Origin of the sequence: Sporosarcina ureae, from assembly GCF_002082015.1 — a bacterium.
Taxonomy (GTDB): domain Bacteria; phylum Bacillota; class Bacilli; order Bacillales_A; family Planococcaceae; genus Sporosarcina; species Sporosarcina ureae_A.
The window spans coordinates 681,614-707,335 of sequence record NZ_CP015109.1; the positions used below are offsets into that span (position 1 = coordinate 681,614).

Below are 25,722 nucleotides of genomic sequence, written 5' to 3' on the forward strand. Positions count from 1 at the left end.
CCCTCGACACGCATTTGCACAATCTTTATCTAAAGTCCAATTCAAAAAGCAACCATGCCCATATGGTGTATAATGAGAGATAAAATGAAACGAAAGAGTGGTTCTACAATGTATGATGTAATCGTAATTGGCGGCGGACCTTCAGGGTTAATGGCCTCCATTGCTGCAGCCGAACAAAAAAAGCGCGTTCTATTGATTGAAAAAGGACGGAAACTAGGCAATAAACTAGCCATTTCAGGCGGCGGTCGCTGCAACGTCACCAATCAACTTTCACAAGAAGAAATCATTAAACATATTCCAGGTAACGGAAAGTTTTTATATGGACCGTTCTCTGTCTTTAACAACCAGGATATCATCGACTACTTCGAAGGCCTTGGCGTTCCTTTAAAAGAAGAAGATCACGGACGAATGTTTCCCGTTTCCAATAAATCAAAAGATGTCGTCAACGCCCTATTGAATCAGATGGATGAACTAGGCGTGGAAATACGTCTGGAAAGCCGTGTACAGAAATTAGTAATGGATGACGAAAAGATTCTCGGTGTTCGGCTAGAAGACGGCGAAGAAATACGCGCTCAAGCAGTAGTCGTTGCCGTCGGAGGCAAAGCCGTCCCACAGACAGGAAGCACAGGAGACGGTTACCCCTGGGCTGAACGAGCAGGTCATACCGTAACAACACTATACCCGACAGAAGTTCCATTGCTGTCGCGCGAGCCATTTATTGTGTCAAAAGATTTACAAGGCCTTGCATTACGTGACGTCAAAGTATCTGTATTGAATAAAAAAGGAAAAACACTCGTGACACATCAAATGGACATGCTCTTCACCCACTTCGGATTAAGCGGTCCTGCGATATTACGCTGTAGTCAATTTGTCGTCAAAGAGCAAATGAAGAACGGCAAGCAACCCGTCTTACTGCAAATTGATTCGGTACCTGATCAACACGAAGAACAATTGACACAGACCATCGCAAAAATTTTAAAAGATGAACCGAAAAAACAAGTGAAAACTTCATTGAAAGGTCTCGTGCCTGAACGGTGGTTATTATTTTTATTGAAGAAAGCAGAAATCAATGAAACTGAAATCGGCATAGATATTAAGCGCGAGGCAATCCGGACACTCGCAAAACTCCTGAAGGCATTCCCTGTACACATTACAGGCACGCAACCGATCGAGAAAGCATTCGTTACAGGCGGCGGCGTTTCAGTAAAAGAAGTGGAGCCAAAGACAATGGCTTCACGCAAGAAAGCTGGATTGTTTTTCTGTGGAGAAATTTTGGACATCCACGGATACACAGGCGGCTATAATATTACCGCCGCTCTTGTCACAGGTCGTCTAGCCGGAATGAATGCTGGATTAATGGGATGACTTTGAGTTGTCTTATGAGCGGTTGGATGGTTGTATAGAGTGGATGGCTTGTCGGATAGAGCGCTTGGCCTGTTCGATTGAGCGGTTAGCGTCACACATTGAGCGCTTAGCCCGTCTGATTGAGCGGATAGCGCGACGCATTGAGCGCTTGGCCCGTCTGATTGAGCGGTTAGCATGACTGATTGAGCGCTCGGCCCGTCCGATTGAGCGGATGGCAGACGCATTGAGCGCTTGGCCCGTCAGTCCAATTGAGCGGACAGCCTAACACATTGAGCACTCAGCCCGTCCAATTGAGCGACTAGCCTAACACATTGAGCACTAACCCCATCCAACAGAGCGGCCAACGTTACACAGAAAGCACCCGCCCCATCCAACAGAACGCAAACCCCAATCATACGATCACCACCAAAAAAGCCGGTCGGAGAAAATAATTCTCCAACCGGCTTTCTACATTTCATTAACCCGCTACAATATTGACAAGGCGTCCTGGAATCGCAATAATCTTCTTCAATTCCTTGCCTTCCATCCATTGTTTCACGTCTTCGTTCGCCAAAGCTACTTGCTCCAACTCTTCTTTCGAACAATCTTTATCTACAGTAATTTTCGCGCGAATCTTACCGTTGATCTGTACCGCCACTTCGACTGTGTCATCCGATAATTTAGTTTCATCGAACGTCGGCCACTGTGCATAGGCAATCGTGTCTGTGTGACCTAGTTTCGACCACAGTTCTTCTGCCAAGTGAGGCGTGATAGGTGAAATTAATAGAAGGAATCCTTCGATGTATGCTTTCGGCAACTTCTCTACTTTATAGCTTTCATTGATGAACACCATCAATTGAGAAATCGCTGTGTTATTACGCATAGCTTCAAAATCTTCCGTTACTTTCTTGACCGTCTGATTATAGACTTTCTCAAGAGGCCCACCTGTTTCATCCGTCAATTTATCTGTCAATGTATCGTCTTCATTGACGAGTAGACGCCAAATGCGGTCAAGGAAACGACGAGATCCGTCTAGACCGTTCGTTGACCATTCTTTCGATGCGTCAAGTGGTCCCATGAACATTTCATAAATACGCAATGTGTCTGCACCGTGTGAATGAACGATATCATCCGGATTGATGACGTTACCTAGCGACTTAGACATTTTCACATGCCCTTCGCCTAAGATCATTCCTTGGTTAAAGAGCTTTTGGAATGGCTCTTTCGTTTGTACTACGCCGATATCGTACAAGACTTTATGCCAGAAGCGAGCGTACAATAAATGCAGAACTGCGTGCTCCGCTCCGCCGACGTAAATATCAACCGGCAACCAACGTTCAGCCAATTTCGGATCAATGATCATGTCATCATTATTTGGATCGATATAACGCAAGTAATACCAGCAGCTTCCTGCCCATTGTGGCATCGTATTCGTTTCACGACGACCTTTCATACCCGTTTCCGGATCGACTACATTGACCCACTCCGTAATATTGGCAAGTGGTGATTCACCTGTTCCACTCGGCTTGATATTATCTGTTACCGGCAACATCAATGGCAATTCCGATTCGTCAACAGTAGTCATCGTGCCATCTTCCCAATGAATGACAGGAATCGGCTCGCCCCAATAACGTTGACGGGAGAATAACCAGTCGCGCAGACGATACGTGATTTTGCGTTCGCCCGTGCCATTCTCTTCAAACCACTCAATAGATTTCGTAATAGCTTCTTCTTTGCCTAAACCATTCAAGAAGTCCGAGTTGATGTGCTCGCCTTCTCCAGCGTATGCTTCTTCTTCAATGTTTCCGCCTGCAACCACTTCCACAATCGGTAAATCGAATTTTTTCGCAAATTCATAGTCGCGCTCATCATGTGCAGGAACTGCCATGATCGCACCTGTACCATACGTAGCCAATACGTAATCCGCGATCCAAATCGGCATTTTTTCTCCGCTCGCTGGGTTGATGGCATACGCTCCAGTAAATACGCCGGACTTATCTTTCGCCAAGTCTGTACGCTCAAGATCGCTCTTAGATTTTACTGACTCTATATATTTCTCCACCGCTTCACGCCGTGCATCAGTAGTAATCGCGCTGACCAATTTATGTTCAGGAGCCAACACGGCATACGTCGCACCGAAAATCGTATCCGGGCGTGTAGTGAATGCTTCGAATGAATGCTCTGTGTCTGCAATTTCAAATTTCAATTGGGCACCTTCAGAACGTCCGATCCAGTTACGTTGCATGTCTTTTAGGCTTTCAGGCCAATCCAAATCATCCAAGTCTTCTAACAGACGATCTGCATATTCTGTAATACGCAAAACCCATTGGCGCATCGGGCGACGTTCAACTGGGTGATTTCCACGCTCGGACAAACCGTCGATGACTTCTTCGTTCGCCAGTACTGTTCCTAATGCCGGGCACCAGTTGACAGCGACTTCATCGATATACGCAAGACCACGCTTATACAGTTGAATGAAAATCCACTGTGTCCATTTGTAATAGCTTGGATCTGTTGTATTGATTTCACGAGACCAATCATACGAAAACCCGAGATCTTGCATTTGGCGTTTAAATGTTGCGATGTTCTTCGCTGTAAATTCTGCCGGATCATTCCCTGTATCAATCGCATACTGCTCAGCAGGCAATCCGAACGCATCCCATCCCATTGGATGCAGTACGTTATATCCTTGCTTACGTTTGAATGCACTTAAAATATCTGTTGCGATATAGCCAAGTGGGTGTCCAACGTGCAAACCTGCGCCTGACGGATATGGGAACATATCCAACGCATAAAACTTAGGCTTGGAAGGATCGTCTGTCATTTTGTATGTATCATGATCTTTCCAATACTTTTGCCATTTCTCTTCAATTTGCGTGTGTTTATAACTCATGTCAAAAATTCCTCCAATGTAGTCTAATTTCTGTTTCTTGCATTGGCGCGTACAGATAAAAAAAGACTCCCGTCCCTCTATAAAGGGACGAGAGTCTATATAGTTTCCCGCGGTACCACCCAAATTGACGGATTACACCGTCCAACTTGATTCCTTAACGCGGAGTACGGTATTAGTTACAAGTATTCACCAATACAGGCTCAAAGGCGAGTTCGTTCTCCACTCCTACAGACTTGCACTAGCCGTCTGCTCTCTAAAAAGTAGTGTAAGAAGTACTATTCCTCATCATGGCCTTCATTATTTTCTTCAGTTTACCCGAAACACAAGCTGAATACAAGTCTCCTCTGTTGCTTTTTGTCGTATAGTACATATTTTCTGCGATTTGTTGTGTGATATCTCTTCATATTCCGTGGTACAATGTCTGATGTAAAGGAGCTGTACATAATGAATGAAATCAATCTTCCGTTTCCAAGTGAAGGGAAACGGTACCATACATGGTCAAGACATTTGAAAGATACATTCGGTTGCAAAATTGCGAAAGTAGCGCTTGACGCGGGATTTGACTGCCCGAATCGTGACGGAACTGTTGCACATGGTGGCTGTACGTTTTGTAGCGTAGCAGGCTCAGGTGATTTTGCAGGAGATCGCGTAGATGCCATTGAAGTGCAATTTGCTGAAATCAAAGAACGTTCCCAGCGGAAATGGAAAGATGCGAAATATATGGCTTATTTCCAAGCCTATACGAATACCCACGCCCCTCTTCCTGTTCTAAAAGAGAAGTTTGAAGCAGCATTAGCGCAAGAAGGCGTGGTAGCCTTATCAATCGCGACACGTCCTGACTGCCTACCGGATGACGTAGTAGAGTATTTAGCCGAACTCAATGAACGCACCTATCTATGGGTTGAACTCGGCTTGCAGACTGTCCATGAATCTACCGCAAAACTCGTCAACCGTGCACATGACTTCGAATGCTATAAAGAAGGCGTCGACAAGTTACGTAAACACAATATTAATATTTGTAGCCATATCATCAACGGCTTACCTGGGGAGACCGAGGAAATGATGATGGAAACCGCTCAGGCAGTTGCCCAGCTCGATGTCCAAGGTATCAAAATTCATTTACTGCATTTATTAAAGGGAACACCTATGGTAAAACAATACGAAAAAGGCAAACTCGAATTTTTAACGAAGGAAGCGTACATCAATCTGGTCGTCGATCAACTGGAAATTATGCCTCCCGAAATGATTGTCCACCGTATCACAGGTGATGGCCCTATCGATTTATTAATTGGACCGATGTGGAGCGTGACGAAATGGGAAGTCCTGAATGGAATTGATCAGGAACTGGAAAGACGTAATAGCTGGCAAGGAAAAAACATCTGCAAGAGGTGAAATAAGGTGGCAAACATATTGCTACATCGCGTACTGCCGATAGCGAAACGGCTCATTACCGAACGTGTACAGCCTGGAGATACAGTCGTCGATGCGACCGCTGGTAACGGCAATGACACACTGTTCTTAGCTGATTTAGTCGGTGACGAAGGACGCGTTTTCGCATTTGATATTCAGCAACAAGCACTGAATACAACCAAGCAACATCTTGGTGAGCTAGCTGATCGCGCTACACTCATTCATGATAGCCATGCGAATGTCCGCCAATACGTAGAGGGCGAGATTAGCGGCGCTATGTTCAACTTAGGCTATTTACCTTACAGTGATAATCCCAGTATCATCACAACTCCTTCTTCCACGATCGCTGCACTCGATTCGTTACTAGGTTTGCTAAAAAAATCTGGCATTATCACGATTACTGTATACGACGGACATGAAGGCGGAGCGGAAGAACGCGATGCACTGCTTGATTATGTCTCGAAATTACACCAAGGTGATGTGCATGCGATCCGCTATGAATTGCTAAATCAAAGAAGAAACCCTCCATTCTTACTTGCACTGGAGAAAATGAAAGATTTTACAAAAGTGCGTACAGTAGAAGCTGGAGAATCATAAAACCCGTTGCCACAGTAGATTGTGGCAACGGGTTTTATTCAATCAAATTTACGTATATCTGCGATCGGGTCGATTTTCAGGAAGTCCACTTCGTTGACAAATCGCACGAGTTTTTCTGCGGTTTCAAAGGCAGAACTTAACTGACCTTCTCTTTTATACGCCTCGAATCTTCTCAAGTGTGGAAATTGCTGTTCAGTTGATGAACGAATCGTCTCTTGCATCCCTGTATCGATAATGCCTGGCGCAATCGATACAATGCCGGTTGGATACTCCGCCGCTTTCTGCTCCTGTGCAACAACACGTGAAAACTGATCAAGTCCAGCCTTTGTTGTACAATAAATCCCCCATCCTTCATACGCACTGCGTCCTGCTCCGGAAGAGATATTCATAATCTTTTTCGAGCCCTTGAAATCTTTCAAAACATCGATAAATGTATTCATTAAATGAATTGGTGCCGTTAAATTCACTTGAATTGCTTGCTCTACTTTTTGCGCTTCCAATGCACCTACTAAACTAATGGGTTCAACCATACCCGCGTTATTGATTAATGTGAAAGAACTCGCTTCATCCATATGTTGACTGACGATTCCTTCAAGAATGGCAGTCGCTTTCTCATAGTCTGTGAGATCTACTTCATACATCGTATGTAGTTGATCTGGATTCGTTCGTGCCATACCGTACACCATTGCACCCATTTCTTGAAATTGACTCAGTAATTGTTGACCTACTCCTTTTGAAGCGCCTGTAATGATGATAATATCCATATGTCTTTGCTCCTTTTCTATACGAATCAATTCATTCGTAATCCTATGTATGTTGTTGCACCTTCTGCCGTCTTATTCGGTAATTCGAAAAACAATATCCAGCAATACACTGCAATCGCCACTATAATGACGGTCAATAAAATCGCTTGACGTTTTTTCATTCCCTCACGTCCCTCATCTATTGTTCAACTCTTTTCATTCCACTATATCATAGCAAACGAGATCGCCACTCCAATTTCATTGAATGACGAACCCGATCATTACATTTACGTGTAGGAAACAAATTTTTGTGCTCCACCATTTTTAATACGAAGTAAATCTGCCAGTGTCTTCACACCATGACGATCGAGTTTTCTTAGTAACGCCGTGAAGACATGTGCCGTTGTCAACGCATCGCCTAATGCCCGATGTCGTTCGAAAATCTCTGTGCCGAATAGGCGTGCATAGTCTTCCAAATCTTGTTGCTCACTTGTGGGATCCAAATAATTAATTAAATGCATCGTATCAAATGATGTAGGGGTTTGAAATGTACATTTTTGACGGCTTAATTCTTTCTTAATTACCATTTCATCAAAACTGACATGGTGCCCAACCCATCCTGCACTTTTATGTTTTTCAATAAACGCAAAATATTCTTCAATAGCTGGAAGAGGCAGAGGTGCCTGGTCAACTTGTGATTGCTTTATAGTCGTCAACTTGCTAATAATAGGAGGAATATCCCTGGATGGATTCACAAATGTTTGAAATACATGATCCGTAACCTCAAATCCTTCCACTTGTACGGCACCAATCTCAATCATTCGATCGTCCGCCCCAATAGCAAAACCCGTCGTTTCTGTATCGAATACTGTGAAATTCATATCTTGCAGTGGCGTATTTAGCTGAAGCGATTGCTGTAGTTCATACGATAATTTTTTCTTTTTCCAAAACATGAAATCGCCCCCTACTTCTATAGTACATTATGCGCGAACTTTGTACAGGGACCTTTATCCATATTGTCTTAAAGTTTCGACAATAAGTGTGATTGAAGTGCTCTGACTGTATCTAGCGTTGTACGTAATTCATTCAATTCCCACCTTCTAAGCTTACGCAAGTCAATTTCAGTAGAAATTTTCTCACCACGTAAATGTTTCTCCCACGACATGGAAATTCGAATACTTAAAGATATTTCATACGCATGACGAATTTCTTCCGCAAAATCTTTGGTGATTTTTTTCTTCTTCTGCAAGGCTGAAATAATTTCAAGAGGTGTGGCGTTAATAATTCCATTACTGACTCCTAAAATTTGCAAGCAATGATGAAGCGGGAATAAAGCATGTTTCTTAATATCTATTACATCCGCTTTACTACGTCCCCTGAAAATGTTCAAAAAGTTTTGTTGTAATTGTGGTATTGGTTTATCTTTTTCTTGTTGCGCCATATAGTAAATAAACGTAGCTGACTTTTTTAATAGATCGTGGACCATTTCGATAAATCGATCATTGACGGTAGTTTCACCGTAAAGGAATCGGAATGATAGGAAGTTGTAGCCGAGCAAAATCTGTTCAGGTGTAGATTGCAGCGCCCATTGCCGAATGCGTTCATGCCAAACGGCCATTGTGCCGCGCCACTGCGATTCGCTAGCCATCATGAATCCGATACACCTAGTGTAGCCTGCCTGTTCGAGATGAACGACAATTTCATTGCCAAGCAGCTCGAAATAGTCCTCTACTTGCTCAGACTGTTCTCTCGATACGTCTTCATAAACTAGGAAATGATCTTGATCAGTCAGCATAAACTGCTCTCCACGTGCACCGCTGCCCATTTGGTACCAAGCAAATGCAACTGGTGGCGTTCCTTTCCCTTGATCTTCAAGTGACTGCACAGCCAGCATCACGCAATGCTTAGCCAGACGATCATAGAACTTCGTAATGATTTCCAACGTATGGATTGTGGATATTTCATCTTGAATTAAATTGGACAATACATCGTAAATTGCCGCTTTGACGATAGGCAATCTTTCAAATGAAGCTTCTTCTATCGTTTTTAAGATATTCATGGAATTACGATCACGTTTCGTCATTAACGTAGCAAATGTCACGATACCTACAGGCTTCCCCGCTTTAACTACCGGCAAATGCTTAATTCCGTGTTTATAAAATTTAGACAAGGCTTCATAATAATAATCGGTTGCCTTAATCGTATGCGGCTCTTTCGTCATAACATCTTTCGCCTTTAGTCCGATTGGAGAATCGCCACCCGCAATCACTCGTTCGACTAAATCTTTTTCCGTTACAATTCCAAGTAATTTACCCGACGGATCGGTCACGATAATCGAACTGATGGAATGTTGAATCATCAATTTGGCGATCTCTCTTGTTTCTGCTTCCGCATGAATTGTCACCAATGGACTGCTCATGAAATCCTGTACACGTCGGACATACGGTTCACTCTCACCGTACTCGTCAGCCAAACGAACTTGCTCTCCTAATGAAGTATAGACATTCGCCAAACGAATTGACATTTTGCGCAAGACGTAATCCCGCACATGTTGATCGTCCATCCGATGCTTAATCACTTCATAGGGTACTTGGAGACAAACTGAGCCTTCTGCCACGACCATATCCATATGATGTTTATCGAGCGGTCGGGCCATTTCCCCTAAGTAGTAGGCAAAATTGGAAAAGCCAATGATTTCGTTTTCTTGAATGAATTCCAGTGTTACTGAGCTGCCATCTTGTCCTTCTATTTGAACTTCTGCGGATCCTTTTAATACGATGAGCAACCCTTCTTGAGGCGTTTTGAAATAGTTGGATTTCTCCGCTTCTTTATACATTTTCAGCTTGCATTCAAGCAATAACTGATCAAATTCCTTTTCAGACGCACTAATAAACAATGGATTCTTATGGATTTTATCATACCATTCCTGACCCTTGACCATCTTCAGCAATTCAAAACCTCCTAATCGTATGGACCGTCATGAGACTCCACTTCATCGTATTCAAATATACATATCATCCATGCATAGATATTTATGTTCAGTATAACTTCGGCCGGCACTTCCAATGTAAAACCTAGTCTTAGCTATTTTTCAGTTTGTCACTTTAATAAAAAATGGCTCCCTCTTCTATCGTGCTTGTAGAAGAGAGAACCATTAGTTGAATAATTATTAAAGATCAAGCTCTTTGTAGCCAGTTTCTGCTTTGAAACGAACTTCTGCATAAGAAATTTCATCTTTCTCGTGACGCTTAGAGCTAACAAGTGTACCAATCCATGCAGCAAGGAAACCTGCTGGTACGGAGAAGATAGCTGGGTTAGCATATGGGAAGATTGGGTCACCCGTGATAAGAGTAGCTCCCTCAACTGGGTTCATTACGGATGGGCTAATCGCCACAAGAACTAGTGCAACGATTAGGCCTGTCAACATCGAAGCAACAGCGCCTGTCGTGTTAAACTTCTTCCAATAGATTGTTAGTAGAATAGTTGGTACGTTTGCGGATGCAGCAACACAGAATGCAAGTGACACCAAGAACGCAACGTTCAACTTTTCAGATCCTAGTGCAAGAAGAATAGAGAATACACCGATAGCGATGGAAGCCCAACGAGCAGCATTTACCTGTTGTTTCTCTGTTACGTTACCATTTTTGAAGATTTGTCCATAAATATCGTGAGCGATAGCAGATGCACCAGAAAGTACAAGACCAGCAACAACTGCCAAGATTGTCGCGAAAGCAACAGCCGCTACGAAGGATTCAAGTGCGTCTCCTCCAAGAACTCCAGCAAGCATTGGTGCTGCCATGTTCCCTGCAGCGTTTTCTGCGATGATTGCGTCTGATCCAACGAATTTAGCTGCGCCAAATCCAAGGAAGATCGTCAATACATAGAAGATTCCAATAATCCATACAGAATAAATAACGGAAGAACGTGCTGTCTTCGCATCTTTAACTGTAAAGAAACGCATTAAGATGTGTGGAAGACCAGCAGTACCTAATACTAATGCGATTAATACTGAAATAAGGCCGATTGTGTCTGTATAAACAACACCTGAGTGAAGGAATGCTTCACCATGTGGAGTAGCCGTTTTCATTGTCTCGAACATACCGATGAAATTAAAGTTAAACTTCATAAGTACCAAGAAAGAGATCACGATTGTACCCAACATCAATAGAATGGCTTTAACGATTTGTACCCAGCTTGTTGCAGTCATTCCACCAAATAGAACATAGATTAACATCATCGTTCCAACGATTAGAACCGCAATCCAATACTCGATACCGAATAATAATTTAATAAGAGCACCCGCACCCACTAATTGTGCAAGCATATAGAACATTACGATTGTAATCGTATTCAATGCTGCCGCTCCACGTACTTTCTTAGCACCGAAACGAGCACCAATCATATCTGCCATCGTAAACTTACCCAAATTACGTAGTGGTTCAGCTATTAGGAATAAAACAACGAGATAAGCCGTTAACCAACCAATACTGTAGTAGAAACCATCAAATCCGTTTAGTGAAATCGCACCAGCGATCCCTAGGAAAGATGCTGCTGATAAGTAGTCACCAGCGATTGCCATACCATTTTGCCAACCTGTTAATGAACCACCGGCTGTATAGAAATCACTTGCCGTAGTAGTTTGCTTTGCCGCCCAGTATGTAATGTAGAGCGTTAACACGATTACCGCGAAGAATATAACATAGGAAATCCAACTCATGAACACAACCCCCTTATTTTAAAACGTTTTTCTCTATAATCTTGTCTACTTCAACATCAAAGTGTTTTGCTTTGTTCATGTAAATGGAAGTAAATACCCAGACCATAACAAACATGGAGAATGCATAGACCCATGTCCAAGTCATTGCGCCAATGGCAGGTGTTTCTAGAATCTTTGTATAACCTGTTAATAGTGGAAGAATAAAGTACGCTGCGAAGAAGAAAATAACAAAAGGTGTAGCAAAGACCTTTTTCCTTTTTACAAGACCCTTAAAGTCTTCTGTTTGAACGAGCTTTTCATAGTCCAATGTGGATTTCCCACGTGCCACTTGATTAGTCATTGGTTGATCCCCTTTCTATTTTATATAGCGTAGTAAATTAGTTCGTATTCCCCCCATTTCACTGAAACCGCTTTCATCATCAAGCTAAATAGATAATATGTTACAGCGGGTTAGTCGCTCATTTGTTATAGTACACATCTGAATAATAGCAAATGTGTACTAGATTTGCAATACCTTATTTTGAAGATTTGTAAAATTTAATCTACTCAAGGTAAACAAATCTATCTAGACATTAATCTATCAAATAGAAGCGGAAACTACAAGAACTATTTGCATTTATCTCAACATTAATTAAATAAAACCCTTTTTGACTTGCGATAATCTCCAGCAATTTCTGTACATTTCACTTAAGGCTGTTAAACAACAGAAAAAAGATGTAGTATATTGTATATTGGTATTAAATCAATTAGCTTAATGTGAAGATTACTTTTGAAGAAAGATGGTGTGAGAAATTGCCTATACCAACTAACCATGCACAACCCATACGAAAGACTGCCAAGGAAAGTGCGTTCAGCCAATTGCAGAAATGGATTATTGATGGAACTCTACAACCTGGAGAGAAGCTAAATGACATTGAATTAGCGGAAGCACTCGGTGTGAGTCGCACGCCTATACGTGAATCGCTACAATTGTTAGAAGTTCAAGGCTTTGTTCAAATGTTTCCTGGTAAAGCAACACAAGTGACAGATGTAGATCGTGAATCTATTTCAGATCTTCTCCCCCCACTCGCTGCATTACAAGCTTTATCAGCTGAACTTTCTATACCCAATCTAACCGAAAACATTATTAAAAAGCTGCGTGATACGAATAAGAAATTTGCGCTAGCGGTGGAGAAGGAAGATTATTTCCAAGCGTTGAAAATCGATGAGAAATTCCATCAAATTATTGTCGACACAGCTAATAATTCATATATTTCTTCGATGCTTGTGTCATTACAAGCCCATGTGCGTAGGCTTTTCTTTCACAATTCCATTATACTGACAGAAAAGTCGATTGCAGAACATGACCAGATCATAGATTTAATGAGTCAGCGTAATGGTGAGCAAGTTACTAAAGTTATGAGAGAAAATTGGTTACGCGCAATCGACGAGTTTCATTCGATTGAAAATGTGGATTCGTAAATAGATAGGAAAACAGGATCCGTAAAGTCATCGGATCCTGTTTTTTTATGGTTTTTCATTAGTGGAAACCACTTGAATAGCTTGCGTTTTATTATTGGTCACTACCGCCACAATAGCTGTTACGACTGTCACGATCAATACAGGAACTAACCAGCCGATACCTTCTGTGTAGTATGGAATGTACGCTGTATATACGTCCTGTATAGTCGCAAGCCAGTTCGGCATGTCCTTTTCCATTAGTGAGTAGAATTTTACGAGCGCTTCAATGAAGCTGACAAAGAAAGCCGTTATGGTCGCTGTTCTATAAACCATACTGGATTGATGGAATAAAGGGCCAGTGAACGTCAAGAGGATTAATACCATTGCCAGCGGATAAAGTAAAACGAGAACAGGAAGCGAGTAATTAATAATATTCGCTAAACCAAAATTCGCTACGACTAAACAGAATACTGAAAAGAACACGACAAACAGTTTATAACTTACTTTTGGAATGATCGCATGGAAATACTCACCACATGCAGTCAGTAACCCAATAGCCGTTGTCAAACAGGCAAGCATGATGACTATACCGAGTAACATTAATCCCGTCGTGCCAAATAAATGTGAGGATGTTTCGCTTAACACGGCACCTCCCCCATCCAGATAGCCAAATAAATCAACAGATGTGGCACCTAAATAGGCAATACCGATATATATAATAGCTAAAAAACCGGCTGCCACAAATCCTGTCTTGGCTGTGGAAGTCAATATTTTCTTTTTACTCGTAATACCCATTGCACGTAACGCGTTGATGACGATGATTCCGAAAACTAATGAAGCAAGTGCATCCATCGTATTATAGCCTTCTAAAAACCCAGTGAAAAATGGTGTTTCATTATAAGGCGCTTGCGATACTTGCGCACTTCCCATTGGACTTAGAAGTGTCATACCAATTAAGCCAATCAATATGATAATGATAAGCGGTGACAAATATTTACCGACCCGATCGACAATTTTGGCAGGGTTCAGTGAAAGCCACATGCTAATACCGAAGAATGCCAATGTAAATAAAAAACGTGCAATATCAATAGAAAATCCATTTAAAAATGGAGCAACACCAATATCAAATGCCACAGCTCAAGTACGTGGCGCGGCAAAAAATGGTCCGATCGTTAAGTATAATATAGCTGTAAATAGAACAGCGTATACTGGATGAATGCGGCTTGCTAAGTCTTGCAAATCTTTCTTGCCAGAAAAACCGATAGCCAATATACCTAAAAAAGGTAAACCTACTCCAGTAAATAAAAAGCCGGCCATAGCTTTCCAAGTTTGATCGCCAGCGAGCTGTCCTAGCTCTGCAGGGAAGATTAAATTACCTGCGCCAAAAAATAATGCGAATAGCATAATCCCAATAACAAGACTAGATGAAAATGATAATTTCTGATCCATATGTGTAAAAATCCTCCCAAAGTCGACAGCTAAAATTCGTATGCAATATATCGTAATATATTGCATTACCTTATATTACTCTTCCCTATTTAGAAAATCAACAGTCAGTCAAATCATTTAACTTTTGTCTATATTGCAAACTTACTAACTACTTCCCTTCTTCTACAATAAAGTACTTAAAATAGAAAAAACTGACCTCATTAGAGATCAGTTTAAACTTACATAAAAATAAGAGTGATAAACTAAGTTAACTAGATAGTAATTTGGGGTTTTTATTGCCGTAGCATACTACTTACGTAGAACTGGCTTTACCCTACACTTATTACATCAACTTAGTACAAATTTCGTCTTGCTATAGCCTTCCTTCAACTTCGTTACTTGCAATGTAGCAGGTATCGCTTCTTTCATTTCATCGATATGTGAAATGATGCCGATCATTCTCCCTGATTGCTGAAGAGCGATCAGTGTGTCGATCGCTTTTTGAATCGCTTCTTCATCCAATGCACCGAATCCTTCATCGATAAACATGGTCTCCATACGAACAGCACCTTGGAAGCTTTGAATGACATCTGCCATACCCAGTGCCAAACATAGGGAGGCGTTAAACTTTTCGCCGCCCGATAACGTTTTAACGTCTCGTGTCTGTCCTGTATATGCGTCATGCACGTCTATACCTAAGCCACTTTGTTTCCCTCTCGTTTCCTGACGATCACTGCGGACGAGTTCGTATTGTCCATTTGATAAGTCGCGCAGACGGATATTTGCAGCGTGGATGATACGCTCCAAATATTCGATTTGGATATATCGCTCAAAGGAAATTTTTAAATGGTTTTGACCACGGACTATATCATAGAGATTCGTAATTTTGCCATAGGTCTTTTCTAGCTCTGCTTCCTTAGATTTACTTGTTTCTAACTCATTGTGCAGATCCTGTGCCGCTTGTTCCCACGCTTTTGATTGATTATACAGAGCAAACGCTTCTTCATATTGTGTTTTCAACGCTTCTACTTGGCGCTCCATAATCTCCATATCAGTTGGCTGTTTGCCTTCAACAGACTTTTCGAGTTCTGCTACGGATGATTTTAATGTATGGAGCGTTTGGGCAAACACTTGAAGTTCTTGCTCAATCGCTTGACGTTTTGACGTTGGCAGTTTGACTTGCATATAATTTTCTTTCGAAGTAAAGCCTTCTTCTATCATCCGTTTTGTAAAGTTAGCTTCACTTTGATCTAATTTTTCTTTCATATCTGCTAGAGATTGCTTTTCTAACATCTCCCTAGACTCCCATTTGGTTTTCTCCGTTATAGCATCTTGTACTGTCTGTTGAATAGACTTCCACGCATGTTCAAGTTTTTGACTTGTTGTTTCTTTTGATGTAATTTGTTGTTGCAACGCGGATAATTCTCGTAGATTTTCTGGAACGGTTGTTAGCGCATAGTGATAGAGGGCTCGTTTCGTTTCAAGCTCACTTTTTGATTCATTACGCTGCTTTTCTAATTTAATGATTTCTTCGGCCAGATCCTCCATAGCCTTTTCCGCCTGGATTTGCTCGTCTTTCTTCTGTTTTAATAACTCTCGCTTACTTCTAAGGACAGCTACTTTGTCTGTCAACTCAGCTTGTTCTTTAGAATAATCTCGCTTCAAATCCACTTGTTGATCATGCAATTCAGCTTCACTTTGTTCAATACGTTGCTGGACTTGTTGCAATTCCGCTTGCTTAGCATGGAAAGTCTGCTCTTTATTCGTTAATTCTTGTTTCGCCGTGTCTACCTGTTGCTTGGATACGTGCTCAGTTTCTGAGTCTTCAGCTTTAGCCGGATGGTCGATACTACCGCAAACCGGGCAAGACTCGCCCTCATGAAGTGATGCCGCAAGGACGACTGCTTGATTACTAATCCAACGATTTTCAAGGGCTTGATAGACTGCTGCATACTGCTCTACTTGCTGCCTAGCCGTTTCGTAATGGGCCTCAACTTCTTGCCGTTGTGATAGCTGTTGTTTGTATGAAGCCACTTGCTTTGCGATAGCTTTGCTTTGTGCTAGTTGATCCAACACCTGTTCATATGTCTCTAATGAAGTTTCCAATTTCTCGATTTCATTTTTCTGAATGCGAATGGATTCTTTTTGTTGCGTAGATGCTTGTTGATTGACTAGCAATGAGTTCTCCACTTGAGCTACAGTTTGCTGAAGTGACTCTACTGCTTGTCGTTGCGTGGCGAGTCCCGAAACGGTTGGAAGCAGATTATGTAGCGTAAGCAGCTGTTCTTTTATTTCGTTTCGCTCAGATTCTTTAGCTAGTTCCTGTTCATAGGAAGCCTTTGCAGATACTAACTTTTTCTCTGCATCAGCAAGAAACGTGACCGCTTCAGAGTAGCTTCTTTCTTTTTTCTGCCATTCAGTTACATTAGACTTCACTTGTTGTTCTAAATCTTCTAATCTCGCGGCTCGTTCAGCTTGTTTCAATTGCTTTTCAAGACTTTTCATCTCTGGGTGTTTCGCTTGCATGCCATCAAGTTCTTTTTGACGCTGCAGTAGCTTTGTAAATTGTTCATTAATTGAACGGGCGTCATGTAGTGCTTGTTGTTTTTTGTTATGAACGGTATAAAGTCTAGTATATTCTTCATGGGCTTCTTTAGATTGCGCCACATGATGCGCATGTTCTTGTTGAAGACCTAATACAAGTTGATGGTAGTTTGGGTATTCTGACTGTAATTCTGTAAATAACAAAGAGTCGCTTGCAGGTAACTTTGCTGGTATTTGATGAAGTATAGCATCACTCAGTTGTTTTTCACGCAGATATTCCGCATTCGCTTCTTCTTTTTTCACTTTTAACCGTTCCACGATTTTCTGATATGGTTCAGTTTTAAAGATTTTACGCATAATTGCTTCCTTGTTCGCTGTATCGGAAGTCAAGAATTTACGAAATTCACCTTGAGGCAGCATCATGATCTGACTAAACTGTGCGTGCGTAAAGCCTAGCAACTGTTCAATCTTTTCATTCACTTCGGTAACCATTTGACGATCTACTGCCGGAATAAATTGCTCATCTTTTTCTTCAAATAGTTCGCAGCGACCTAATGTATCCGATTTATTTCCTTTTTTTCTGTAAGGAATTTGACGCACGACACGGAATCTACGCTTATGGATATCAAACGTCAGTTCTACAGTCGTTTGAATATCATCATCTGCAAACTGACTGCGCAACGCTTTCGTATCAGTCCGATCCTCTCCACTTGCCTGTCCGTATAACGCGAAGCAAATGCCATCAAAAATCGTCGTTTTTCCTGCACCTGTTTTTCCGGAAATGACAAATAAACGATGATCTTGTAAATCTCGAAAATCCACAGTTTCCTTGTCTTTATACGGTCCAAATGCTGTCATCGTTAATGTAATAGGTTTCATGCACGGTCTTCCTCCTTCATAACATCCCACAAGACTTCAGCGAATAGCTCTCTCGTTTCTTCGTCTACTTCTTCGCCTTGAAGTTCTTTAAAGAAGGAAGCAAACATCGCTTGATCGTCTTCTTTCTTCTCAACATGTACTGTTCCGCCAAAACTGTCTGTAGAAGATACAAAAAGTTTACGTTCTACATGCATCGCGTTCGGAAAAACGGAACGAATTTTCTCCATTGGTTGTATGACCGGTACCGTGTCCAGCAGTTTGACGAACACATAATCTTCATTGTGGGGCATCTTTAATAGATCTTCCATTGTCCCCTCAACCGTTCGCACATCATGAAGAGGCGTCAGTAATTTTTTCTCGATTTCCACTTCGCCCTTTTCTCCTAGCTCCACCATGAGGTAGCCTTTTTGATGATGCTCTTCGGAGATAGAATACTTTAATGGGGAACCCGAATAGCGAATCGTTTCATTGCCGACAAAATGCGCCTGATGTAAATGACCGAGCGCTGTATAATGAAACGGCTCAAATAAATCGGAAGACACGTATTCCGCTCCACCAATTGATAAGGGTCGTTCTGCGTCACTCGTATTCTCCTCTTGCTCACCATGCTTCGTGATAAACGCATGACCAACGAAAACATGTCGTGCTTCTTTGTCCATTGACTGTTCTATACGCTCGATGATCTTCTTCATAGCTTGCTGATGACTGGATATCGACTCGTCTTCGAGCACGTGACTCACAACCGAAGGGTCCGCGTAAGGTATTAAATGAAAATAGACATCGCCATATTCGTCTTGGAGTTTTACTGGCGACAAGTGCGGGGATAATTCTCCTGTTATGTATAACCCTTGATCTCTCATAAACGTACTGCCAAAATGAAGCCGGCTAGGGCTATCGTGGTTTCCTGCAATAGCAATGACCGGTATTTTCAAATCAATTACAATCTCCTGTAGAACCTCATTCAACAAACCTACCGCTTCAGTTGGCGGTATTGCGCGGTCATACAGATCTCCCGCAATAATAACCGCATCGGGTTGTTCTCTCTTAATTTCTTCTATAAACGCTTGCAAAATATGACGTTGATCTTCCGTCATATAGATGCCTTGCACAAGCTTGCCGAGATGCCAATCGGCTGTGTGGAATATTTTCAAATCATTTCCCCCTCTTTCACTCTCTAAAAATAGAGACAAGAAGAATGGCGTATTAGAGAAGTAGTATAAAAAACCTCCTCTATTACGCCCATTCTTCTATCTCATATTACGTACTCATTATTTTTTGATCTGCCTCATTCAGTATTTCTCCAATTTTACGGTCATTGATCACGAGATCGGCAACGTGATCCATTTCTGTCGGTTCCATATTGATAATGACTAACTTCGCGCCTTGCTCTTTTGCGATTAGTGGGAATTGATTCGCAGGTGTCACGGTTAATGATGAACCTAGTACAATGAAAAGATCAGCTTTCTCACTTTCGAATATCGCTTGAATAAATGCTTCTTCTGGCAACATTTCGCCGAATAAAACTACGGATGGACGTAATGTACCGCCACAATCGCAGTAAAACTCATCCAGTTCGTAGCGTTCGTTACCGTATACTTTGCCACATGTTTCACAATGGACATTACGAAGTGTCCCATGAAGTTCCATGACATTTTTCGAGCCTGCCATCGTATGGAAACCATCGACGTTTTGTGTAATAATTCCATGAATCAGTCCGTCTTTTTCCCACTTAGCTAAAATATCATGTCCCTTATGCGGTCCGGTTTCTTTTGCCGCTATAACACGTTGTTTATAAAACTGAAAAAACTGTTCCACCTGTTGATTAAGAGCTGTTACGCTCGCCACTTTCGCAGGATCTTCCGTTTCCCACATGCCTGTTTTAGCAGAACGAAAATCAGATAGTCCGCTTTCTGTCGACATACCTGCTCCTGTATAGACGATCGTACGTTTCGATTCGTTCAATAAATTTGCCAGCACGGTCCTCATCCTTTCAACTAGCGAAATTATGTTCTATCTATATACTAGCATATCCTGTTTTATAGCTACTTATCAAACGATACGGAGATAAAAACGAGCATCCACACTGGATACTCGCTTCGTATTAGTTCGCTGTTATTTTTTTAATTGCTTCCAGATCAATCAATCCATCAATTTCATTCGTCTTAATATACTCTGCTTCTTGACTGATATCAGCCATCTCTTGCAATACATCTTCATTTACCTCTGTTGTCACTTCGATACGAGTAAATGCCGCTTCTAATTCATCGCTAGCTATTTCTTTACCTGTCAGATCTTTGATATGCTTCACTACTAGTTCTTGTGCTTTTTCCGGCTCATCCTGAATAAACTGGACTGCCTTAGCGTGTGCTGTCAAATAAGCAGTCGATAATTTTTCGTTTTTCAGAAATGCATCGCTTGTCGCGACAACGGTGTTCGTCGATTCCTTACCCCAAGCAAAATCTTCCCAATCGAGAATTAGTTTACCATCCGCCTGATTTTGTAAAATATATCCCCAAGGTTCTTGAGTTGCTGCGCCGTCAACTGAATCTTGAATGAATAATGTCGCTGTATCCGCTGGTGCAGCTGCGAAAAACTCAACTGTTCCACCATTAGCTTTGGCTTGTAGATCCACATCTTTCAACGCTTTACGTAACATCACATCTTGCGTACTACCGATTACGGGAATCGCAATCTTCTTGCCGTCTAGATCCGCTAATTCATTAATCCCGCTTTTACCGTTCGCTACTACTACCGCACCACCGTTTACCGCTCCAGAAACAATATGATACTTTGGATCTTTTACATAATAGTTAATGACAGGTCCAGGTCCGACTGTTCCGATATCTATGGAATTAGAAGCCATAGCTTCCATAAACAGCCCACCGTTACTTACCGTCTTCGTCGTGACTTTGATGTCTTCGCCGAACTCTTCCGCAAAATAATTATTCTCTAATCCAACAATTGTTGCGATATGTGTTAAGTTCGGGAAATACCCAATCCGTACTTCCTTTTTATCTGCACTACCCGCATCCGTTTTCCCACATCCTGCTAGAACTCCTACAATCGCCAATACAGAAAGCCATACACCCAATCGTTTCTTATTCATATAATGATCCCCTTTTCTTTGAGCATGTCACGCCCGAATTCCCCATTTTCTTTCTACACTGCGTTCCAAACGTAAGAATAATACATTATCCATAATCGTACCGATTACACCGATGATGATCATGACCGAAATTACTAAATCCATTTGACCAAGTGCGCGTCCTGATTCTAGTAGTTGACCGAGACCGACGCTTGCACCTAGTAGTTCACCTGCCATGAGGGCACGCCAGGAAAAAGCCCAAGCGATACGTAAACCAGAGATTAATTGTGGCACAGATGCTGGCAAAATCACCGTCCGCAAAAAGTGAAATCCGCTAGATCCTAATGATTTGGCGACGCGCTGGTATAATACCGGTACGTTTTTAAATCCACTAGTTGCATTGACAATCATCGTCCATGTAGCCCCTAATGTAACGATAAATAAAATAGCAAAATCATTGAGACCAAACCAGATGATCGCCAGTGGAAACCAGACGATACTTGGAATGGACTGTAAAGCTACTACAAGAAAACCAAGTGTGTCTTCCACTATTTTGTAACGCCAAATTAAATAACCAAGCACTAGTCCAAGTATAGAAGCAATCGTGAATCCAATTAATAATCTGCTAAGACTAGCACCGATGGCAATGAGGATTTGACCGGAGATGAGGCCAGAAATCAAGGTCGACATGACTTGTGTGAAACTCGGAAACATGAAATCAGGTAAATCTGATAGTCTAGATGTGACTTCCCATATCGCCACTAGTATCCCGAGAAACACTATTCGTCTTAAAGCTGTAGTCATCACCCATCTCCTCCTTCAACACTTTCTCTATTTCTTCTTGGAGCTCAGCTAAAATCTGCTTTTCAAGCTGCAACGTCACATCACTCGGCATGACACCATCCTTCGTATCATTTGATTTGAATGTCGCTTTAATTTTCCCCGGTCGTGTCGCAAATACGACAATCTTTTGCGAAAGTAATACGGCTTCCCGAATATTATGTGTTATGAAAAGAACCGTCACTTTCGTTTTTCTCCAAATATCCAATAATTCTTTATGAAGCACCATGCGTGTTTGCTCATCCAACGCGGCGAATGGTTCATCCATTAACAGGATATCTGGCTCCATCACAAGCGCACGTGCGATCGATACGCGCTGCTTCATTCCTCCAGATAATTCATGTGGATAGGAATGGATGTAATTCCCTAAGTGCACCATTTTTAGCATCTCCATAGCTTTTTGTTCCGCTTCTGCCTTCGACATCTTCTTTAGAAGTAAACCGTATGTAACGTTATCGAGCACTGTCAGCCAAGGAAACAACCCCGCTTCTTGGAAAACGACTACTCGGTCAGACCCGGAACCCCTTACTTCTTTTCCATTAATACGGATTTTCCCTTGTTCCGCTTTTTCCAGCCCGGCTATCAAATACAACATAGTGGACTTACCGCAACCAGACGGACCTACAATGGAAACAAACTGTCCTTTTTCTATTTCAAGGTTGATATGATCTAGTACTTTGACCATTCCCTTTTCCTTGTGGGGAAAGCTTTTTTCAATGCCTTCAATTTCCAAATACATGTTAATTCCCCCTTGTAAATATTTTTCGTTACATTACATTTTTTAATTCCTACTAACTTTATATGTTTTGTCTATATATAATCTACCATTTACATAGGTTTTGTCAATAGAATTTCTGATTATTTTTTCAATCAATTTAAACAACTTGAATGAACGCTACAGGCAAAGGTTTTCCCTCACTTTTTATTCTACTGGCATACGTTAAAAAACCTCTTCCCAATGCGGAAAGAGGTTTTTGCTAGTAGACTTTATTGAAATAAATCACTTGATAAATATCTTTCACCAGAATCAGGTGCAATACAAACGACTGTATCTTCGGGTGTTAAACGTTTAGCGACCTGTAATGCCGCATATAAAGATGCACCGCCTGATGGCCCAAGCAACACACCTTCTTGTCTTGCGAACTGTCTAACCGTGTTGTATGCATCGTCATCTTCAATACGGAAAATTTCGTCGTAGACATCTGTATTTAATACAGGAGGGATAAAGCCAGGACTTGTACCAACCAATTTATGTTTTCCTGGTTTGCCACCCGATAATACCGGTGACCCAGCAGGCTCCACCACGTGAACTGTAATGGCCGGATCATGTTCCTTTAATGATTCGCCTGTCCCTGTTACCGTACCACCCGTACCTGAAGTACAAACAAAAGCAGTTAATGTACGATCGAGTGACTGAATGGCTTCTATAATTTCTACAGCTGTTGTATGGCGGTGACTATTAGGGTTCGCTTCATTTTCAAACTGCATCGGAATAAAACTATTGTCGATGGACTCTGAGATTTCATTCGCTTTGGCGATTGCACCTGGCATACGTTCTGAGCTAGGTGTCAATACAACCTTTGCTCCATACGCTTTCATCAAGTTAATCCGTTCAATCGTAGAGTTATCTGGCATGACAAAAATGGCTGGGTATCCTTTTGCCGCAGCATTCATCGCCAATCCAATTCCCGTGTTACCTGACGTCGGCTCAATAATCGTGGCGCCCGGTTTCAGTGCGCCAGTTTCCTCGGCTTCTACAAGCATTTGATACGCCGCGCGATCTTTCACACTGCGGCTTGGGTTAAAGTATTCCAATTTCACATAGACCTCGGCACCAGTATCTTCACCGAGTGTTCGTACTTTTACTAGCGGAGTATCACCGATCAATTCCGCCATATTATTGACTACTTTCATTCCACACACCTACTTTTCATGTTGATAAAATTCATGATCTGATTATGAAGCTGACGTAATCTTTTGATCGCGAGGTAAAGCTAATCCTACTAGACCAATGAACGGCAAGAATGACGTGATAATCATCGTTTGATAGATACCGATCGAGTCGATGAGCGTTCCGATGGCGACTGCACCGATGGCTCCCATTCCGAACGCCAATCCTACTGTTAATCCCGCCATCGTACCAATTTTGGAAGGTACGAGTTCTTGCGCATAAATTACTGTCACGGAAAAGCTTAGCATAATAAAGAATCCAATCGCGAGTAATAGTAAGATGATTCCCCATACCGGAGCAAACGGTAGCAATAAACTAAGCGGTAATGGCACGATAAGTGATAAGACGATCACCTTTTTTCGTCCTATTCTGTCTGCCATCGGTCCTCCAAAAAATGTTCCGACCGCGCCCAATGCCAAGAATAAGAAAATATACAACTGCCCATGCTGAATCGTCATGCCATAGTATTCGATCAAATAGAAAATATAAAAGCTCGTAATATTCGTCACGTAGAATGAACGTGCAAATATAATAATCATTAATAAAATCAGTGCAATGGTAACTTGTCTTTTTGACAAATTTTCCATCGTCGTTAACAATACTTTCTTTCGCTTGCCTAAACGCTCTTCATCCAGCTGTTTCTTATACCAGATCGAAATACGGGTCAGTAAAGCAATGCCAGCAGCAGCTACCAATACAAAAACAGCTGCTCCTATTTGACCAAGAGGAACGAGGACGAACGCGCTAATTAACGGGGCAAGTGCTTGTCCGGAATTACCGCCTACTTGATAGATTGACTGTGAAAGTCCACGCTTGTCCCCGGCTGCCAAAAATGACACACGCGAACCTTCAGGATGAAAGATCGCTGACCCGAATCCGAGCAACATAACGGATACAATGATCAGCCAATAGCTTGGTGCTAAGGCTAAGCCCGCCATTCCAATTAAGGAAAATGTCATACCAATCGGTAACGCAAACGGCTTGGGTTTGCGATCACTTAGAAAGCCTACAACCGGTTGAAGTAAAGACGCCACGATATTTAGCGCAAATACAATATAACCTAATTGTTTATAACTAAATTGATATTCTTTTTCCAAAATCGGCAACATAGCTGGGATCACTGCCTGTAGCGTATCGTTAAATAAGTGACAGACCGCAATTGCCATCATGATTGGAAATACGGGGTTCGCTACGGCAGTTTGTGATGATGTATTCATACTATCTGTTCACACCTTATCTAGTTGTCTATTTTACTTTGTAAATGTAGCAGGCATTACGACCCCAACCACTTCTCCAGAAGCGCATAATTCATCTTCCGCGTAAATTTCTACAGCTACTTTCCATTTCTTTGGGTGAATTTCTGTAACGTTTCCAATCGCTTTCAATACTTTTCCTTGTGGAGTTGGCTTACTGTATGTAATCTGCAAGGAAGCTGTCACAAAACGCGGAGGTATGGATCCGTCTCCTGGTTCATGACCATTCTTTCGATGTAAAGCAAGTGCACAAGATCCTGTGCCATGGCAATCCATAAATGAAGCAAGGAATCCACCGTACACAAATCCCGGAATTGCCGTATATTTTTCAGGCGGTAATGTATACGTAACGGTTTGGTCTCCTTCCCAACCAGTACGGAAATGATTCCCTTCCTCGTTAAGCCGCCCACAACCATAACACCATGAAAAATCATCCGCGTAATTGTCTTGAATTGCATGTGTAACATATTCCTTCAAAGTAATTGCCTCCCTTTCAGATGAATTCTCTCTATTATACATTCCGAAAACTGAAATATCGACCTAAAATGAAATATCTGTCATTGTGCGGACAGTTCTGTGCGTATCTTACTCACTACAT

General features: G+C 41.9%; 20 protein-coding genes, 1 pseudogene and 1 other annotated feature. Of the genes and pseudogenes, 4 read left to right on the top strand and 17 right to left on the bottom strand.

Annotation, left to right across the window (positions count from 1 at the left end; all coding sequences use genetic code 11):
• Positions 1-108: 108 nt before the first annotated feature.
• Entirely contained in the window at positions 109-1,365 is a 1,257-nt protein-coding gene (locus tag SporoP17a_RS03355) for a BaiN/RdsA family NAD(P)/FAD-dependent oxidoreductase (protein WP_156890600.1), read from the top strand.
• Positions 1,366-1,822: 457 nt separating this feature from the next.
• On the opposite strand, the gene leuS is transcribed toward SporoP17a_RS03355, so the two are convergent.
• On the bottom strand, positions 1,823-4,237 hold the full coding sequence (leuS, locus tag SporoP17a_RS03360) for a leucine--tRNA ligase (protein ID WP_083032411.1): 2,415 nt from the start codon (positions 4,235-4,237) through the stop codon (positions 1,823-1,825).
• Positions 4,238-4,317: 80 nt separating this feature from the next.
• Positions 4,318-4,535, bottom strand: a binding site (T-box leader).
• 146 nt (positions 4,536-4,681) lie between these two features.
• Here leuS and SporoP17a_RS03365 point away from each other — a divergent pair.
• Both SporoP17a_RS03365 and SporoP17a_RS03370 read left to right on the top strand, forming a co-directional pair.
• Positions 4,682-5,629 (top strand): tRNA modification radical SAM protein MnmL/YtqA, encoded by a 948-nt coding sequence (locus SporoP17a_RS03365; RefSeq protein ID WP_083032414.1) that lies wholly within the window; start codon positions 4,682-4,684, stop codon positions 5,627-5,629.
• Positions 5,630-5,635: 6 nt separating this feature from the next.
• Positions 5,636-6,244, top strand: coding sequence for a tRNA 5-(aminomethyl)-2-thiouridylate-methyltransferase MnmM (locus SporoP17a_RS03370; protein ID WP_420542193.1), 609 nt, complete (start codon positions 5,636-5,638; stop codon positions 6,242-6,244).
• 38 nt (positions 6,245-6,282) lie between these two features.
• Here SporoP17a_RS03370 and SporoP17a_RS03375 read toward each other — a convergent pair whose 3' ends face one another.
• The 6 genes from SporoP17a_RS03375 to SporoP17a_RS03395 all read right to left on the bottom strand — a co-directional run bounded on the left by SporoP17a_RS03375 (position 6,283) and on the right by SporoP17a_RS03395 (position 12,044).
• Positions 6,283-7,008, bottom strand: a complete 726-nt coding sequence (locus SporoP17a_RS03375) for an SDR family NAD(P)-dependent oxidoreductase (protein WP_083032416.1) — start codon at positions 7,006-7,008, stop codon at positions 6,283-6,285.
• Between the two features lie 26 nt (positions 7,009-7,034).
• Positions 7,035-7,169: a hypothetical protein gene (locus SporoP17a_RS17095; RefSeq protein WP_257788187.1), complete on the bottom strand. Its 135-nt coding sequence runs from the start codon at positions 7,167-7,169 to the stop codon at positions 7,035-7,037.
• Between the two features lie 105 nt (positions 7,170-7,274).
• Complete coding sequence (locus tag SporoP17a_RS03380) at positions 7,275-7,940, bottom strand: 3'-5' exonuclease (protein WP_083032419.1); 666 nt, start codon at positions 7,938-7,940, stop codon at positions 7,275-7,277.
• A 68-nt stretch (positions 7,941-8,008) separates the two neighbouring features.
• Positions 8,009-9,928, bottom strand: coding sequence for a DUF294 nucleotidyltransferase-like domain-containing protein (locus tag SporoP17a_RS03385; RefSeq protein ID WP_237262416.1), 1,920 nt, complete (start codon positions 9,926-9,928; stop codon positions 8,009-8,011).
• 228 nt (positions 9,929-10,156) lie between these two features.
• Positions 10,157-11,704 (bottom strand): solute symporter family protein, encoded by a 1,548-nt coding sequence (locus tag SporoP17a_RS03390; protein WP_083032424.1) that lies wholly within the window; start codon positions 11,702-11,704, stop codon positions 10,157-10,159.
• A 13-nt stretch (positions 11,705-11,717) separates the two neighbouring features.
• The gene (locus tag SporoP17a_RS03395; RefSeq protein WP_083032427.1) at positions 11,718-12,044 is read right to left on the bottom strand and encodes a DUF485 domain-containing protein; all 327 of its coding nucleotides are present in this window, start codon (positions 12,042-12,044) and stop codon (positions 11,718-11,720) included.
• 452 nt (positions 12,045-12,496) lie between these two features.
• On the opposite strand from SporoP17a_RS03395, the gene SporoP17a_RS03400 reads away from it, so the two are divergent.
• Positions 12,497-13,165, top strand: coding sequence for a GntR family transcriptional regulator (locus SporoP17a_RS03400; protein WP_083032430.1), 669 nt, complete (start codon positions 12,497-12,499; stop codon positions 13,163-13,165).
• Between the two features lie 45 nt (positions 13,166-13,210).
• Here the strand turns inward: SporoP17a_RS03400 and brnQ are convergent.
• From brnQ to SporoP17a_RS03450, 10 genes and pseudogenes are all read right to left on the bottom strand, one after another.
• Positions 13,211-14,659: pseudogene (gene brnQ, locus SporoP17a_RS03405) on the bottom strand (branched-chain amino acid transport system II carrier protein).
• Positions 14,660-14,920: 261 nt separating this feature from the next.
• Positions 14,921-17,995 carry an AAA family ATPase gene (locus SporoP17a_RS03410; protein WP_083032433.1) on the bottom strand — a complete coding sequence of 1,025 codons (3,075 nt, stop codon included), beginning with the start codon at positions 17,993-17,995 and terminating at the stop codon, positions 14,921-14,923.
• Positions 17,992-19,146 (bottom strand): exonuclease SbcCD subunit D, encoded by a 1,155-nt coding sequence (locus SporoP17a_RS03415; RefSeq protein ID WP_083032436.1) that lies wholly within the window; start codon positions 19,144-19,146, stop codon positions 17,992-17,994. Before SporoP17a_RS03415 ends, SporoP17a_RS03410 begins: the two co-directional genes overlap by 4 nt.
• A gap of 106 nt (positions 19,147-19,252) precedes the next feature.
• Positions 19,253-19,972, bottom strand: a complete 720-nt coding sequence (locus tag SporoP17a_RS03420; RefSeq protein ID WP_083032439.1) for an NAD-dependent deacylase — start codon at positions 19,970-19,972, stop codon at positions 19,253-19,255.
• A gap of 124 nt (positions 19,973-20,096) precedes the next feature.
• Positions 20,097-21,101, bottom strand: a complete 1,005-nt coding sequence (locus tag SporoP17a_RS03425) for an aliphatic sulfonate ABC transporter substrate-binding protein (protein ID WP_083032442.1) — start codon at positions 21,099-21,101, stop codon at positions 20,097-20,099.
• Between the two features lie 27 nt (positions 21,102-21,128).
• The gene (locus SporoP17a_RS03430; RefSeq protein ID WP_083032445.1) at positions 21,129-21,884 is read right to left on the bottom strand and encodes an ABC transporter permease; all 756 of its coding nucleotides are present in this window, start codon (positions 21,882-21,884) and stop codon (positions 21,129-21,131) included.
• Positions 21,817-22,659, bottom strand: coding sequence for an ABC transporter ATP-binding protein (locus tag SporoP17a_RS03435; RefSeq protein ID WP_083032448.1), 843 nt, complete (start codon positions 22,657-22,659; stop codon positions 21,817-21,819). The genes SporoP17a_RS03430 and SporoP17a_RS03435 overlap by 68 nt, the downstream gene beginning before the upstream one ends.
• 248 nt (positions 22,660-22,907) lie before the next feature.
• Entirely contained in the window at positions 22,908-23,834 is a 927-nt protein-coding gene (cysK, locus tag SporoP17a_RS03440) for a cysteine synthase A (protein WP_083032451.1), read from the bottom strand.
• Positions 23,835-23,876: 42 nt separating this feature from the next.
• A complete protein-coding gene (locus SporoP17a_RS03445) occupies positions 23,877-25,088 on the bottom strand; it encodes an MFS transporter (RefSeq protein WP_083032454.1) in 1,212 nt (403 codons plus the stop codon).
• A 33-nt stretch (positions 25,089-25,121) separates the two neighbouring features.
• Entirely contained in the window at positions 25,122-25,601 is a 480-nt protein-coding gene (locus SporoP17a_RS03450) for a PaaI family thioesterase (protein WP_083032457.1), read from the bottom strand.
• Positions 25,602-25,722: the final 121 nt, after the last annotated feature.